Source organism: Pseudofrankia coriaricola, from assembly GCF_032027725.1.
GTDB lineage: Bacteria > Actinomycetota > Actinomycetes > Frankiales > Frankiaceae > Pseudofrankia.
In genome coordinates this window covers 25,649-38,108 of record NZ_JASNFO010000029.1, presented here as the reverse complement: position 1 = coordinate 38,108, position 12,460 = coordinate 25,649, and the positions used below count along the sequence as shown (strand labels likewise).

General features: G+C 72.1%; 11 protein-coding genes and 1 pseudogene. 6 read left to right on the top strand and 6 right to left on the bottom strand.

Annotated elements, in window-relative coordinates:
- Window positions 1-153 precede the first annotated feature (153 nt).
- Both QOZ89_RS16650 and QOZ89_RS16645 read left to right on the top strand, forming a co-directional pair.
- A complete protein-coding gene (locus tag QOZ89_RS16650; RefSeq protein ID WP_083418923.1) occupies window positions 154-1,083 on the top strand; it encodes a ParA family protein in 930 nt (309 codons plus the stop codon).
- Between the two features lie 8 nt (window positions 1,084-1,091).
- Entirely contained in the window at window positions 1,092-1,538 is a 447-nt protein-coding gene (locus QOZ89_RS16645; protein WP_312624171.1) for a hypothetical protein, read from the top strand.
- A gap of 163 nt (window positions 1,539-1,701) precedes the next feature.
- Here the strand turns inward: QOZ89_RS16645 and QOZ89_RS16640 are convergent, their stop codons facing one another.
- Window positions 1,702-3,822, bottom strand: coding sequence for a DEAD/DEAH box helicase (locus tag QOZ89_RS16640; RefSeq protein WP_241841871.1), 2,121 nt, complete (start codon window positions 3,820-3,822; stop codon window positions 1,702-1,704).
- 202 nt (window positions 3,823-4,024) lie between these two features.
- On the opposite strand from QOZ89_RS16640, the gene QOZ89_RS16635 reads away from it, so the two are divergent.
- Window positions 4,025-4,795 (top strand): ferritin-like fold-containing protein, encoded by a 771-nt coding sequence (locus tag QOZ89_RS16635; protein ID WP_083418925.1) that lies wholly within the window; start codon window positions 4,025-4,027, stop codon window positions 4,793-4,795.
- 55 nt (window positions 4,796-4,850) lie between these two features.
- Here QOZ89_RS16635 and QOZ89_RS16630 read toward each other — a convergent pair whose 3' ends face one another.
- The 4 genes from QOZ89_RS16630 to ligD all read right to left on the bottom strand — a co-directional run bounded on the left by QOZ89_RS16630 (window position 4,851) and on the right by ligD (window position 7,794).
- On the bottom strand, window positions 4,851-5,078 hold the full coding sequence (locus tag QOZ89_RS16630) for a DUF3107 domain-containing protein (protein ID WP_071049952.1): 228 nt from the start codon (window positions 5,076-5,078) through the stop codon (window positions 4,851-4,853).
- A 328-nt stretch (window positions 5,079-5,406) separates the two neighbouring features.
- Window positions 5,407-6,084 carry a TetR/AcrR family transcriptional regulator gene (locus QOZ89_RS16625; RefSeq protein WP_071049953.1) on the bottom strand — a complete coding sequence of 226 codons (678 nt, stop codon included), beginning with the start codon at window positions 6,082-6,084 and terminating at the stop codon, window positions 5,407-5,409.
- A 219-nt stretch (window positions 6,085-6,303) separates the two neighbouring features.
- Window positions 6,304-6,480 (bottom strand): hypothetical protein, encoded by a 177-nt coding sequence (locus QOZ89_RS16620; RefSeq protein ID WP_198543319.1) that lies wholly within the window; start codon window positions 6,478-6,480, stop codon window positions 6,304-6,306.
- Window positions 6,481-6,909: 429 nt separating this feature from the next.
- A complete protein-coding gene (gene ligD, locus QOZ89_RS16615; RefSeq protein ID WP_071049955.1) occupies window positions 6,910-7,794 on the bottom strand; it encodes a non-homologous end-joining DNA ligase in 885 nt (294 codons plus the stop codon).
- Window positions 7,795-8,366: 572 nt separating this feature from the next.
- Between ligD and ku the strand changes: the two genes are divergently transcribed.
- The 3 genes and pseudogenes from ku (at window position 8,367) to QOZ89_RS16600 (ending at window position 11,539) form a co-directional block, all read left to right on the top strand.
- Window positions 8,367-9,422, top strand: coding sequence for a non-homologous end joining protein Ku (gene ku / locus QOZ89_RS16610; protein ID WP_071049956.1), 1,056 nt, complete (start codon window positions 8,367-8,369; stop codon window positions 9,420-9,422).
- A gap of 439 nt (window positions 9,423-9,861) precedes the next feature.
- Window positions 9,862-11,034, top strand: a pseudogene (moeZ, locus tag QOZ89_RS16605) (adenylyltransferase/sulfurtransferase MoeZ); the annotation flags it as partial.
- Between the two features lie 103 nt (window positions 11,035-11,137).
- Window positions 11,138-11,539: an MGMT family protein gene (locus tag QOZ89_RS16600; RefSeq protein WP_071049958.1), complete on the top strand. Its 402-nt coding sequence runs from the start codon at window positions 11,138-11,140 to the stop codon at window positions 11,537-11,539.
- A gap of 17 nt (window positions 11,540-11,556) precedes the next feature.
- On the opposite strand, the gene QOZ89_RS16595 is transcribed toward QOZ89_RS16600, so the two are convergent.
- Window positions 11,557-12,306, bottom strand: coding sequence for an SDR family NAD(P)-dependent oxidoreductase (locus QOZ89_RS16595; protein ID WP_071049959.1), 750 nt, complete (start codon window positions 12,304-12,306; stop codon window positions 11,557-11,559).
- Between the last annotated feature and the right edge of the window lie 154 nt (window positions 12,307-12,460).

Sequence of the window (12,460 nt, the reverse complement as noted above, 5' to 3'; positions counted from 1 at the left end):
CCGCGCCTCCGCGCCGCCACGCGCGGTGGGCGGTGGGCCGGGCCCGAGAGGGCGCCCCTCGCGCCCGTCGTGCGCGGGACCTAAGTAGTCGGCGCGACACTCGTGGGCGAGGGAGGTTGTGACCACACGGTCACGCTTGACACACTCTCAGTTGTGGCCCGCGTTCTCGCTGTCGCCAACCAAAAGGGTGGCGTCGCCAAGACGACCTCTGTGTCGAGTCTCGGCGCCGCCCTGGCCGAGCTAGGTCAGCGAGTCCTGCTGGTCGACCTGGACCCGCAGGCCTGCCTGACGTTCTCGCTGGGGCTCGACCCGGACGCGCTCGAGCTGTCCGTCCACGACGTGCTGCTCGGACGCCTGTCCGCGGGTCTTGTCGTCCTGCGTACCGCCGACGGGTCGGACCTGCTGCCGGCGACCATCGAGTTGGCCGGCTGCGAGGCGGTCCTGCTCTCGCGCACCGGACGGGAGCACGTGCTGCGGCTCGCCCTCGCCGAGATCGTCGACGACTACGACTTCGTCCTGGTGGACTGTCCGCCGTCGTTGGGGGTGCTGACCATCAACGGCCTCACGGCCGCCGACGAGTTGATCATCCCGCTGCAGTGCGAGACGCTGTCCCACCGCGGGGTCGGCCAGCTGCTCGACACCGTGCACGACGTCCGCCGCCTCACGAACTCGAAGCTGCGCGTGCGCGGCGTGCTGCCGACCCTCTTTGACGGCCGCACCGCCCACAGTCGAGCGGTGCTGGCCGATGTCGCGGCCCGCTACCAGGTCAGGGTGCTCGAACCGCCGGTCGCGCGCTCGGTGCGCTTCGCGGAGGCACCCGGCATCGGCCGCTCGATCCTCACCACCGCGGCCAGGTCGAAGGGCGCGCAGGCCTATCGGGCGCATGCCCGGACGATCGCCGGTCTCGGGCTGGGCCCGGTGCCCGGCGTCGGCGGGGCGGTGTTGTTGGCCGGCGCGCTGCCGGTCGTCGGCCTCGCGGAGGACCACCTGGCCGAAGACGTCGACGAGCTGGCCGTCGACGAGCTGGCGGCCGGCTCCCGCGAGGTGGCCGCCTCGGCCGCGTTGTCGCGCGTCGGCCGGTGAGCGGGCGCATGGCCGGCGCGGCCGTGCCGCCGGGTAAGGCCGGCGCGGCCGTGCCGCCGGGTAAGGCCGGAGCCGCGAGCGGGGGCGAAGGCGCGGGCAGGCGGGCGCGGGCCGCGTCGGCCGGGTTCGACCGGCTGCGCCCGCGCACCGGGCGTTCGCCCGCGTCCGGCGAGGCATCGTCCGGGTCCCGGCCAGGCGTCATCGGCCGCGACATGCACGGCAAGCGCGCTCTCTACAGCGGCGAGCGCCCGCCCGACCCCCACGGCTCAGGCGTGACGGTCAACTGTTCCCGGTGCATGCAGGCGGCGACGGTGGGCGCGAGGCGTGCGCTGACGCTGCTCACCCCGAGCCTGCACCTGCCGATCATCCGGCCGCGGTACCCGTCGTTGCTGCGCTGCCCGGCCTGCCGCCGGGTCTCGTGGGTCCGGCTGACGCTGAGCGTCACGAGAGACTGAATCGTGTGTCCGTGTCCGTGTCCGCGCACTGAGCCCGGCGTGTGTGCCCGAGACGGCGGGACCGGGGTCCGGCGTCTGGTCCCAGCAGAAATGCCGCGGGAACCCGGGAGCGGAACCCAGAGGATTCCGTTCCCAGGTTCTGAGGCTGCCTGGTCGTGGCCGCTTAGGCGGACTCGGCGTGGGACTCCGGTGCGCCGTCCTCGCCGTCGGCCGGCGTGATGTCCAGCGCGTCCGCCGCGGTGGACCGGGCAGAGCGGCCACGGCCTCCGCGCCGGCGCCGGCGTCGGCGCGCTGCGCCGCCCTCGGTGCCCTGTTCGTCGGCCCCGGTCACCTCGGATCCGTCGGTCTCGTCGGCGATGTCGGCCGCCACGAGCTCGGCCGTGGTGAGGCCGGTGACGTCGGCTCCGCCGTGGGCCCCGACAACCTCGAGCGCGACGGCGCCCTCGGTACCCTCGTCCGCGTCCTCAGGGAGCCCGACGGCTGCCGCCGCGGCGCCCGCGCCGCGGGTGCGGCGGCGCGTCCTGGCCCGGGCGGTCGCGGCCTCCTTGGCCGCGGCACGGTCGGTGTCGCCTGCCTGGGCCGCCGCGGGCCGGCCGCGGCGAGCGCGCCGGGCCCCGCCGCCGAGGTCCTCGATCTCCTCGGCGGCGAGCCCCGCGCGCGTCCGCGCCGCGCGGGGCAGCACGCCGGTCGACCCGGCCGGGATGCCGAGCGCCTCGAACAGGTGCGGGGAGGTGGAGTAGGTCTCCATCGGCTCGTCGAACGGGAGCGCGAGCGCCCGGTTCACCAGCTGCCAGCGTGCGAGGTCGTCCCAGTCGACGAACGTGACCGCGACCCCGCTGCCGCCGGCACGGCCGGTGCGGCCGATCCGGTGCAGGTAGACGCTCTCGTCCTCCGGGCACTGGTAGTTGACGACGTGGGTGACACCGCCGATGTCGATGCCGCGGGCGGCCACGTCGGTGGCCACCAGCACGTCTACCTTGCCGGCGCGGAACGCGCGCAGCGCCTGCTCGCGTTGGCCCTGGTTGAGGTCGCCGTGCACCGCGGCGGCGGCGAAGCCGCGTCGCGACAGGTCCTCGGCCACCTTGTCGGCGGTGCGCCTGGTCCGCACGAACACGATCGACAGCCCGCGGCCGTCGGACTGCAGAATCCTGGCCAGCACCTCCATCTTGTCCAGCGCGTGCGCGCGGAAGACGTGCTGGCTGGTGGTCGGGACGGTGCGGCCCTCGTCGGGCTGCTCGGCGGTCACGTGCACTGGCCGGATCATGAACCGGCGGGCGAGCGCGATCACCGGGCCGGGCATCGTCGCCGAGAACAACATGGTCTGCCGGCCAGCCGGCAGCAGCGAGACGATGCGCTCCACGTCCGGCAGGAAACCGAGGTCGAGCATCTCGTCGGCCTCGTCGAGCACCAGCGTCGCGACGTTGCCCAGATTGAGCGCGCGCTGACGGGCGAGGTCGAGCAGGCGGCCCGGAGTGCCGACGACGACGTCGACGCCCGTGCGCAGCGCGGCCAGCTGCGGCTCGTAGGCCCGGCCGCCGTATACGGACAGCACGCGCACCTGCCGGCGGGCACCCGCCCGCTCGAGGTCGGCCGTGACCTGGACACACAGCTCACGGGTCGGCACGACGATGAGCGCCTGCGGGCGGCCATCGGCGCCTTCGTTCAGGCCGATGACCTTCTGGACGATGGGGATGCCGAAGCCCAGGGTCTTGCCGGTGCCGGTGCGCGCCTGGCCGATGATGTCGGTACCGGCAAGCGCGAGCGGGAGCGTCAGCTCCTGGATGGGAAAGGGATGGATGATGCCCGCGGCCGTGAGGGCGTCCACCGTCTCGTGGCGAACGCCGAGGTCGGCGAAGGTGGTCTTGTGCTCGGCGGCGGCCGGGGCGTCTACCTGCGCCGGAGCGGTGAGGCCAGCGCCGGCGGGGGTGTCAGCATCGGCGTCGGCGGTGGATGTGGTGTCGGTGATGGTCAGAGATGCGGCTGTGACGGACAGCGGGTCGCTCCTGGTCTGCTCCTGAGCGGTGTCCGATGTTGAGGCGCCGCTCGCGATGTGTCGGGCCGCGCCAGCGACCCGATCGAGCGGGGGTGGGCCAGCGGCTCCGAAACCAGTGGTTTCGAAGCCAGCAGCTTGGCCCAGCAGCCCGGAAACCGGGGCGACGCGTTGCCTTCGACGGCCGGCCGGTCTGTGATGACCACCGGCTACGACAAGGATAGCCTGTGTGACCGCTCGATGGGCGCGCTCCGCGACGATCGTGGCCCGTCCGACGTTACTGAGGCGGAACATGGCCCGGTCAGTCGGCGTGCGCTCAGCGATGAGGAACGAACGGCGCCAACGGGTAACACGTCAGGTGACGACGTTGGATCAATCAGCCTGGGAGTTGAGGTACGTGACGGACAGCACAGTGCTTCCGGGGGCTGGGGGGTCCGCAGGGAGTGAGGGGCACTTTGGCGCCCCCATTGCCCCTCGAGACCCGAAAGCAGCACCTATGACCGCGCTCTCGCGGACAACTCCCGAGAAGACCACCGATGTGACCCTGGGCGACCTGACCGACGGAACGGTGACCGATGGGGTGGTGACCGATGGGGTGGTGACCGATGGGGTGGTCGTCGAGCGAGTGGTGGCCGACCAGGCCGTCGTCGACCTGCTGGGGATGATCGCCTACGGTGAGCTCACGGCGTTCGAGCGCCTGGCGACCGACGCGCGGATGGCGCCGACGCTCACCGACAAGATCTCTCTGGCGGCGATGGCCGCGGCCGAGTTCACGCACTTCGAAGCGATCAGCATGGCCCTCGTCGGCCGCGGCGTCGATCCGGAGGCGGCGATGGCGCCGTTCATCGGCCCGCTGACGGCCTTCCACGCGCTGACCGCCCCGGCCGACTGGCTGGAGAGTCTTGTGAAGGCGTACGTGGGCGACAGCATCGCGGCGGACTTCTACCGCGCGATCGCGCACCGCCTCGACGACGACGCCAGGGCGCTCGTGCTCGACGTGCTCGCGGACACCGGGCACGCGGCCTTCGTGGTCGACCGGGTCAGGGGCGCCATCGCCGTCAACCCGGTGGTCGCCGGCCGGCTCGCCCTCTGGGCGCGCCGCCTGGTCGGCGAGGCGCTCAACCAGGCCCAGCAGGTCGCCGTGGAGCGCGACGCCCTCACGGGCCTGCTCGTCGGGGTCGGTGACCTGGAGGCGGTCGCCGCCATCTTCAACAGCATCATGAAGGCCCACACGGAGCGCATGGCCGCTTTGGGCCTGTCCTCATAGACACCACTGGGGCGCGACCCACAAGGTCGCGCCCCAGGCTGGTCCGTTCCGTGCTCTATGAGGCGCCGAAGCCGACGCGGCGGGACTCGGCCTCCGCGATCTCGACGTAGGCCAGCTTGGCGGCCGGGATGACCACTCGCCGGCCCTTCTCGTCCAACAGGGAGAGCAGCCCGTTGTCCGCGGCGAGGGCCGCGGCGACCGCCTCGGCGACCTGGTCCGGCGTCTGGGCGCTCTCAAGCACCAGCTCCCGGCCGACGTTCTGCACGCCGATCTTGACCTCCACCCGGATGACCTCGCCTTCGTGTGCACTACGGGCTGATATTTAGCGTCGGCCTCCGGCCGCGCGGGCTTCGCCTTGTCACAGCCGAGATCCACAGGAGCCGGCGTCAACCGATCCCTGCGGGAGTGTCTTCGTCCGGAGCGTCCCCCCGGATGACCGACGGACACAGCCGGCGGGCGCGCACCGCCGTCGGGCGATCACAGGACACACTATGACCCCAGGAGCCCCGGCGGCTGACCCGAGTCGTCGTGTTCGCTCCCGGCACAGCGGTCATCGCCCGCTCGCGCGCCGCCCACGACCGGCCCGATACGGCCGGTACGAGTAGCGCGGGTCAGCCGGCGTCGACGCCGGCTACGGGGCCGTCGCCGTCGGAGGCCGGCGAGCTGCGGGGGTAGCCGCCGATTCCGTGCCAGGCGAGCTCGACCATCGCCTCGATCGCTCGCTCCGGCGGCACCGTGCCGCCGCGCACGAGCCACCAGCGCGAGCATGTCTCGGCCAGCCCCACCAGGCCGACCGCGAGCAGGTCGGCCTCGTCCTGGGACAGACCGGTGTCGGCGACGATCGTCGCCGCGATCGCGCGCACACACTGGGCGAAGGCGTCCTCGACCCGTTGCCGGACCGCCGGCTCGCTGCGCAGGTCGGACTCCAGCACCAGCTGGTGGGCGCCGCTGGGGTCGTTGACGAAGTCGAAGTAGGCCCGGACCGAGCGCTCGACCCGCAGCCGGTTGTCCGTCGTCGACGCGAGCGCCTCGCGGACGCTGCTGACCAGCTTCTCGGAGTGCTCCTCCAACAGCGCCAGATACAGCTCGAGCTTGCCGGGGAAGTGCTGGTAGAGCACCGGCTTGCTGACCCCGGCCCGCTCGGCGATCTCATCCATGGCCGCGGCGTGGTAGCCCTGCGCGACGAAGACCTCGCGCGCGGCGCCGAGCAGCTGGAAACGGCGGGCGGTGCGAGGGAGGCGAGGAGTCCTGCCTGGGCGCGACTGTGGCGCGGCCGGCTCGACGGTCACAGCCCACCTCCTGTTCGATCTCGACAACACTACTCACCCTCGTGCCCGCGCGCGCCGCCTCGTGGGGACGCGCCACACCGCGCCACACCAGGTGGCGGGCCCTGCCCCGGTACAGCCTGGCCGCCGGCTCCGGTATGGCGTGGCCGCCGTGTGCCGAGCGCGCGGCGGCCACAGGGCGGCCGGCCGGGCCGCCCTGGCCCGGCCGTGAGGCGGCGGACGTCAGCGGTAGTCGTCCTCGTCCTCCTTCACCTCCAGGCTTTGCTCGACCGCGTCGTACTCGTCGGCCTCGGCGACGACGGACGGCGGGGCCCACGAGTCGTCCGGGCGCACCTCCTGCGCCTGCTCCGCGGCGTCGGCATCCGGCACGTCGAGCGGAAGTTCGGTCGGTGCGCTCATGTGTTCCTCCACGTCATAACGGGATGAACCAGCGGGATGAACCGGTCGGTCCTCGGCGTCGGACTCCCGGTGGCGGGCCGCTGGCGGCCTGTCCCGGGACGGGCCGCGCGACGGGTGGCCAGGCTCCCGATCCAGCATCAGGATGACCCTCGCCGTGCGCGCCAGCCCGGTGACCACGCGGCCGGGCGCTGGTGTGCCCGACCAGGCAGGCCACTCACGGTCCGTCGCACCTCCGTTCCGAGCGTGCGCGGCCGGGCATCTGAGGCCGCGGGACCGCCGCCGGGGTCGGGACCCTGGCCATACCCAGACGAGCGCGGACTGAACGCCCGTCCCGGTGGGATCCGTCGTCATGAGCTCCGTCGTTCGGAGAGCCGGCGGGCGGCGACGGTGCCGGTCGTCAGGGACGTCGTCAGGGGACAGCGCCGGTCGTCAGGGCAGCAGCGGAGCGAAGAGGTCTCCGTGCGCCTGAACGCGGTCGAGCACCTGGGGAGCGGTGAAGCGGAGGTCGTCGACGTCCCGGGCGGCCGCGACCTCGTCCCAGGTCACGGGGGTCGAGACCGTCGGCGCGGCCCTGGCGCGCAGCGAGTAGACGGAGACAGTCGTCTTCGCTGGATTGTTCTGCGACCAGTCCAGCAGCACCCGGCCGCCGCGCAGGTCCTTGCGCATGTTCGACACGACCAGGTCCGGATGGTCCTTGGTCAGCCGCTCGGCGATGATCCGCATGTCGTCGCGCACCCGCATGCTTTCGCGCCCGTCGTCCACCCTCCCGTACACCTGCAGGCCCTTGGACCCGCTGGTCTTCACGCAGAGCGGTTCGGGCAGGACGTCGCGCAGCAGCAGCGCGACCCGCGCGCAGTCGAGCACGGTCGTCCCTGGACCGGGGTCGAGGTCCGCGACCAGGATGTCCGGCCTGCGGGTCGAGACCCGCCACATGGGGGTGTGCATCTCAAGAGCGGCGAGGTTCGCCAGCCACACCAGCGTGGCCTGCGCGTCGGCCACCAGGTAGTCGATCGTGCGGCGGTTCTTCGATGACCCGGGCGACGGCAGGGTCGCGACCGGCACCCAGTCCGGGCGGTGCGCGGGAGCGTTCTTGCTGAAGAAGCCCTCGCCTCCCACGCCCTCGGGGAACCGCACCACGGTCAGCGGGCGGTCGGCGAGGTGGGGGAGCAGAACGTCGGCGATACGGGTGTAGTAGTCGATGACCTCGGCCTTGGTCGTTCCAGCGGCCGGATAGAGCACTTTGTCCAGATTGGACAGCTTCAGCCGCCGACCAGCCACCTCGACGGTGGTGCTCGCGCCGCTCGCCTCACCCATTCGCGCCTCCCGCGCTCTGCCCTCACGTCCGTGCCGACCAGCCGCCGGAACACCTCGGCACGATCCAGCGTCTCGCGGGAAGCGCCCAGGCGGGCTCATTCCGGCCGCACCCGCGCGGACGGCGCGGGGAGGCGGGTGGCTAGCCCCCTTCTGTGGACGGCGTTCCAGGCCTCCGCTCATCGGTGCCGGAGCACCCACCTGCCATCAGATGCCTGAGATCGAGGACAACGTCCGCGTCGGCAGCGGCGTGCGATCGGGCCCGACTGGCCGGAGTGGGCGCGCCCGAGGGCGGTTCGGCACCCCTGGACGCGGAGGGCGCGGCTCGCATGTCGCTACGCCCAGGTGCGTCCCGACGATCAAGGCTTCCGCCGGCGGAGATGCTCCGTCCCGCCGGCCGCGAACGCGCCGGCGAGATCCCGGCCCCATTCCGCCGCGGCCGAGGGTGCCCTGGCTCGGGTAAAAGCGCAGGTCAGCAGAGTAATGCGAACATATGTTCGAATAAGTTTCGGTGATCCGGCAGACACGGCGCGGCGCGTGCCTCACCATGAGAGTGACGGGAGGTGACCTGAAACATGCGTTCGATCTGGAAGGGCGCCATCAGCTTCGGCCTCATCTCGATCCCCGTGAAGTTGTACTCGGCTACCGAGGAACGTGACGTCGCCTTTCACCAGGTCCGGCGCTCGGACGGGTCTCGGATCCGTTACAAGCGGGTCGCCGCGACCGATGGCGAGGAGGTCCCGTACTCCGAGATCGCCAAGGGCTACGAGCTGACGGACGGCGAGACCGTCGTCCTTACCGACGAGGACTTCGCGAACCTGCCGCTGTCCACGTCGCGCGCGATCGAAGTACTGGAGTTCGTGCCGCTGGAGCAGGTCGACCCGATCTACTTCGCGAAGAGCTACTACCTGGAACCGGACAAGATGGCGGCCAAGCCATACGTGCTGCTGCGCGACGCGCTGGAGTCGTCGGGCCGGGTCGCGCTGGTGAAGATCGCCCTGCGGCAGCGGGAGCAGTTGGCCACGCTGCGGGTCCGCGACGGCATCTTCGTGCTGGAGACCATGCTCTGGCCGGACGAGGTCCGCACTCCCGACTTCCCGTTCCTGGAGGAGGACATCCAGGCCCGTCCACAGGAACTGGCGATGGCGGGCTCGCTGATCGACATGCTCGCCGGGGACTTCGACCCGGCGAAGTTCGGTGACGGGTACCGTGCCGCGCTCCTCGAGGTGATCGACGCCAAGATCGCCGGCAGGGAGATCGTGGCTCCGCCAGCGGAGGAGAAGGCCGCGCCCGCCGGCGACCTGATGGCCGCGCTGCGGGCCAGCATCGAGGCGGCGCGCGCGGGCCGCCCGTCCGGCGGCGCCGCGTCGACGGCACAGGCCGAGCCGGAGGCGGAGCCTTCGGCCGAAGCGGAGACGGAGACGGCCGAGGCCAGGGAACCGGCGACGGCCGGGGCCAAGGGCAGGTCCGGTACGTCCGGTACCAAGAAGCCCGCGGCCAAGAAGCCCGCCGCGAAGAGCGCCCCCGCCAAGACAACGTCCAAGTCCGCGTCGACCGGTCAGAAGACGGCCCCGGGCAAGAGCGCGTCGACCAAGACGGCGGCCAAGACGTCCACTCGCCGCTCGGCCTGAGGCGCTCCCGTCGCGGACGCTCCGCGCCCGCGACCGGGCTGCGCCTGCCAGACGCTCCGCGCCTGGCGATGTGGCGCTCCCGCGGCAGACGCTCCGCGCCTGCCGCCGGGCTGCGCCTGCCAGACGCTCCGCGCCTGGCGATGTGGTTCCGGCTTGAGGTGTATGGCGGTGGTTCGGCTGGCTCCGGGTCGGTGAGGTGGTTGGGTAGGCGCAGGCGCTGATGCGCGGTCGCCAGATGTGGCTTGGTTGCGCTTGTCAGTCGCCGGAGCAAAGCGGAAACCCTGCGGCGGGCGGGGGCGCCGGGAACATCTGGCCTGGCGGGGGCGCTGCACCACAGGTCGTGGACCTCCACCCGCGGCTTGGCAGGCCGGAGGGGGAGCCAACTGTGGCATCGTCGAGGAGACGCCCTCACCGGCGATGCCGATAGCAAGGAGCACGTGTGTCCCTTCCACCTCTGGTGGAGCCCGCCGACGGGCTCTCCGTCGACGAGGTCCGCCGATACTCCCGACACCTGATCATTCCGGATGTCGCGATGGACGGGCAGAAGCGCCTCAAGAACGCCAAGGTCCTGGCGGTCGGCGCGGGTGGCCTGGGATCGCCGACCCTCATGTACCTGGCCGCTGCCGGCGTCGGGACGCTCGGCATCGTCGAGTTCGACACCGTCGACGAGTCCAACCTGCAGCGCCAGATCATCCACGGCCAGTCCGACGTCGGCCGGAGCAAGGCGGAGTCTGCGCGCGACACCGTCCGGGAGATCAACCCGTACGTCAACGTCGTGCTGCACGAGACGCGGCTCGACGTCGACAACGTCATGGACATCTTCAGCCAGTACGACCTGATCGTCGACGGCACCGACAACTTCGCGACCCGTTACCTCGTCAACGACGCCGCGGTGCTGCTCGGCAAGCCGTACGTCTGGGGCTCGATCTACCGGTTCGACGGGCAGGCCAGCGTCTTCTGGGCGGAGCACGGCCCGTGCTACCGCTGCCTCTACCCCGAGCCGCCGCCGCCCGGCATGGTGCCGTCCTGCGCCGAGGGCGGGGTGCTCGGCGTGCTCTGCGCGTCGATCGGCTCTATCCAGGCCACCGAGGCGATCAAGGTGCTGACCGGCGTCGGCGACCCGTTGGTCGGCCGACTGATGGTCTACGACGCCCTGGAGATGAGCTACCGCGCCATCAAGGTCCGCAAGGACCCGGAGTGCCCGCTGTGCGGCAAGAACCCGTCGATCACCACGCTCATCGAGGACTACGAGGCGTTCTGCGGCGTGGTCTCCGAGGAGGCGCAGCTCGCCGCCGCCGGTTCGACGATCACCGCGTCCGAGCTCAAGGAGTGGATGGACGAGGGCGCCGCGATCGAGCTGATCGACGTCCGCGAGCCGGCCGAGTGGGAGATCGTCCGGATCCCCGGCGCGAGGCTGATCCCGAAGGGTGACCTGCCCGCCCACCTGTCGGAGCTGCCGCAGGACAAGCGGGTCGTCGTCTACTGCAAGTCGGGCGTCCGCTCGGCCGACGCGCTCGCCACCCTGAAGGGCGCCGGCTTCTCGTCGGCCGTGCACGTCCAGGGCGGCGTCACCGCCTGGGCGACCCAGGTCGACAAGGCCCCCCCGGTCTACTTGACCGGTCCCGGCCCGTCACGCGGCCCCGGCTCCGACCAGGTCGGCGCCGGGGCCCTCGGCCACTTCAGGGAGTGTCGGACGTCGCTGGCATGCTGCCCCCATGCGAGGACCTAGGCCGGGCGGCCGGGGAGCGGGCGCGCCCGCGAGCGTGTCCGCGGGGCTGGGCACCCGGGTGCGCATCCACATCGGTGGCCGGCCGGGGGAGTACGCCAGGGCGGTGCTCGACGCGGTCGCCCAGATCCCGCCCGGCAAGGTGATGACCTACGGCGACGTGGCCGAGTACGTCGGCGGCGGCACCGGCCGCCATGTCGGCGCGGTGCTCGCCCGCTTCGGTCACGAGGAGGACGTCCCGTGGCATCGCGTGATCCGCGCCAGCGGTGAGCCCAACCCCTCCGCCCCGGTCGAGGCCATCACCCGCCTGATCGCGGACAGCACCCCGCTGCGCCCCGGCGGCGATCGCGTCGACCTTCGTCTCGCCCGCTGGGACGGCCAGCCGGCCTGAGAGGACGGCCCGGTCGGCTACCGGGCGGTGTAGCCGGCGTCGGCGAGGTAGACGCTGCCGGTGACGACGGAGGAGCGGTCGGAGAGCAGGAAGAGGACGACCTCGGCTACCTCGTCGACGGTGGCGAAGCGGCCCATCGGCGCGAGCAGGGCCGCCCCGCGCATCTTCCGTCCGGACCCCGCGTTGATCATCGCGGTATCGACGAAGCTCGGCGCGACCGCGTTGACCCGGATGTTGCGGGCGGCGTTTTCCAGCGCCGCGGCCTTCGTGAGGCCGATGACGCCGTGCTTGGCCGCGACGTAGGCGGCGGTGTCCGTGAAACCGACGACGCCGAGCACCGACGCCATGTTCACGATGGCGCCGCCGCCCGCCTCGCGCATCGCCGGGATCTCGGCGCGCAGGCAGTAGAAGACACCGTTCAGGTTGACCTCGACGACGCGTCGCCACTCGTCGACCGGGATCTTCTCGACGAGCTGGCGCGGCATGGAGATCCCGGCGTTGTTCACGGCCAGGTCGAGCCTGCCGAACGTCCGCGTCGCCGCCGCGACGGCCTCGGTGACCGCGTCCGGGTCGGTCACGTCCAGCCCGAGGGCGAGCGCCTTCGAGCCCGCGTGCTCGATCTCGTCGGCGGTCTTCTTGGCCGCGGCCTCGTCGACGTCGGTGACGACCACATGCGCGCCCGCGGCGCCGAGCAGGCGGGCACACGCCGCTCCGATGCCCGCGCCCGCTCCGGTGACCAGCACGACCTTGTCCGTGCACTCTCCCATACCGTGCAGACTCCCACAGTGAGCGCCGACGGGCCGCGCCGGTGGGATGCCGGCGCCCGGGCCGTGCCGGCGGACGCGCTCGGGGCGATCGCGAAACTGTCGGAGTCACGTGGTCTGCTGTATCCGTGTCCACCTCGTCCACCGTCACAGACGA

Bases quoted from the DNA above. Each gene is read 5' to 3' on its own strand.
- QOZ89_RS16645 (WP_312624171.1), top strand. From the start codon at position 1,092: ATGGCCGGCGCGGCCGTGCCGCCGGGTAAGGCCGGCGCGGCCGTGCCG.
- QOZ89_RS16640 (WP_241841871.1), bottom strand. From the start codon at position 3,822: ATGTTCCGCCTCAGTAACGTCGGACGGGCCACGATCGTCGCGGAGCGC.
- QOZ89_RS16635 (WP_083418925.1), top strand. From the start codon at position 4,025: ATGACCGCGCTCTCGCGGACAACTCCCGAGAAGACCACCGATGTGACC.
- QOZ89_RS16620 (WP_198543319.1), bottom strand. From the start codon at position 6,480: ATGAGCGCACCGACCGAACTTCCGCTCGACGTGCCGGATGCCGACGCC.
- ligD (WP_071049955.1), bottom strand. From the start codon at position 7,794: ATGGGTGAGGCGAGCGGCGCGAGCACCACCGTCGAGGTGGCTGGTCGG.
- ku (WP_071049956.1), top strand. From the start codon at position 8,367: ATGCGTTCGATCTGGAAGGGCGCCATCAGCTTCGGCCTCATCTCGATC.
- QOZ89_RS16600 (WP_071049958.1), top strand. From the start codon at position 11,138: ATGCGAGGACCTAGGCCGGGCGGCCGGGGAGCGGGCGCGCCCGCGAGC.
- QOZ89_RS16595 (WP_071049959.1), bottom strand. From the start codon at position 12,306: ATGGGAGAGTGCACGGACAAGGTCGTGCTGGTCACCGGAGCGGGCGCG.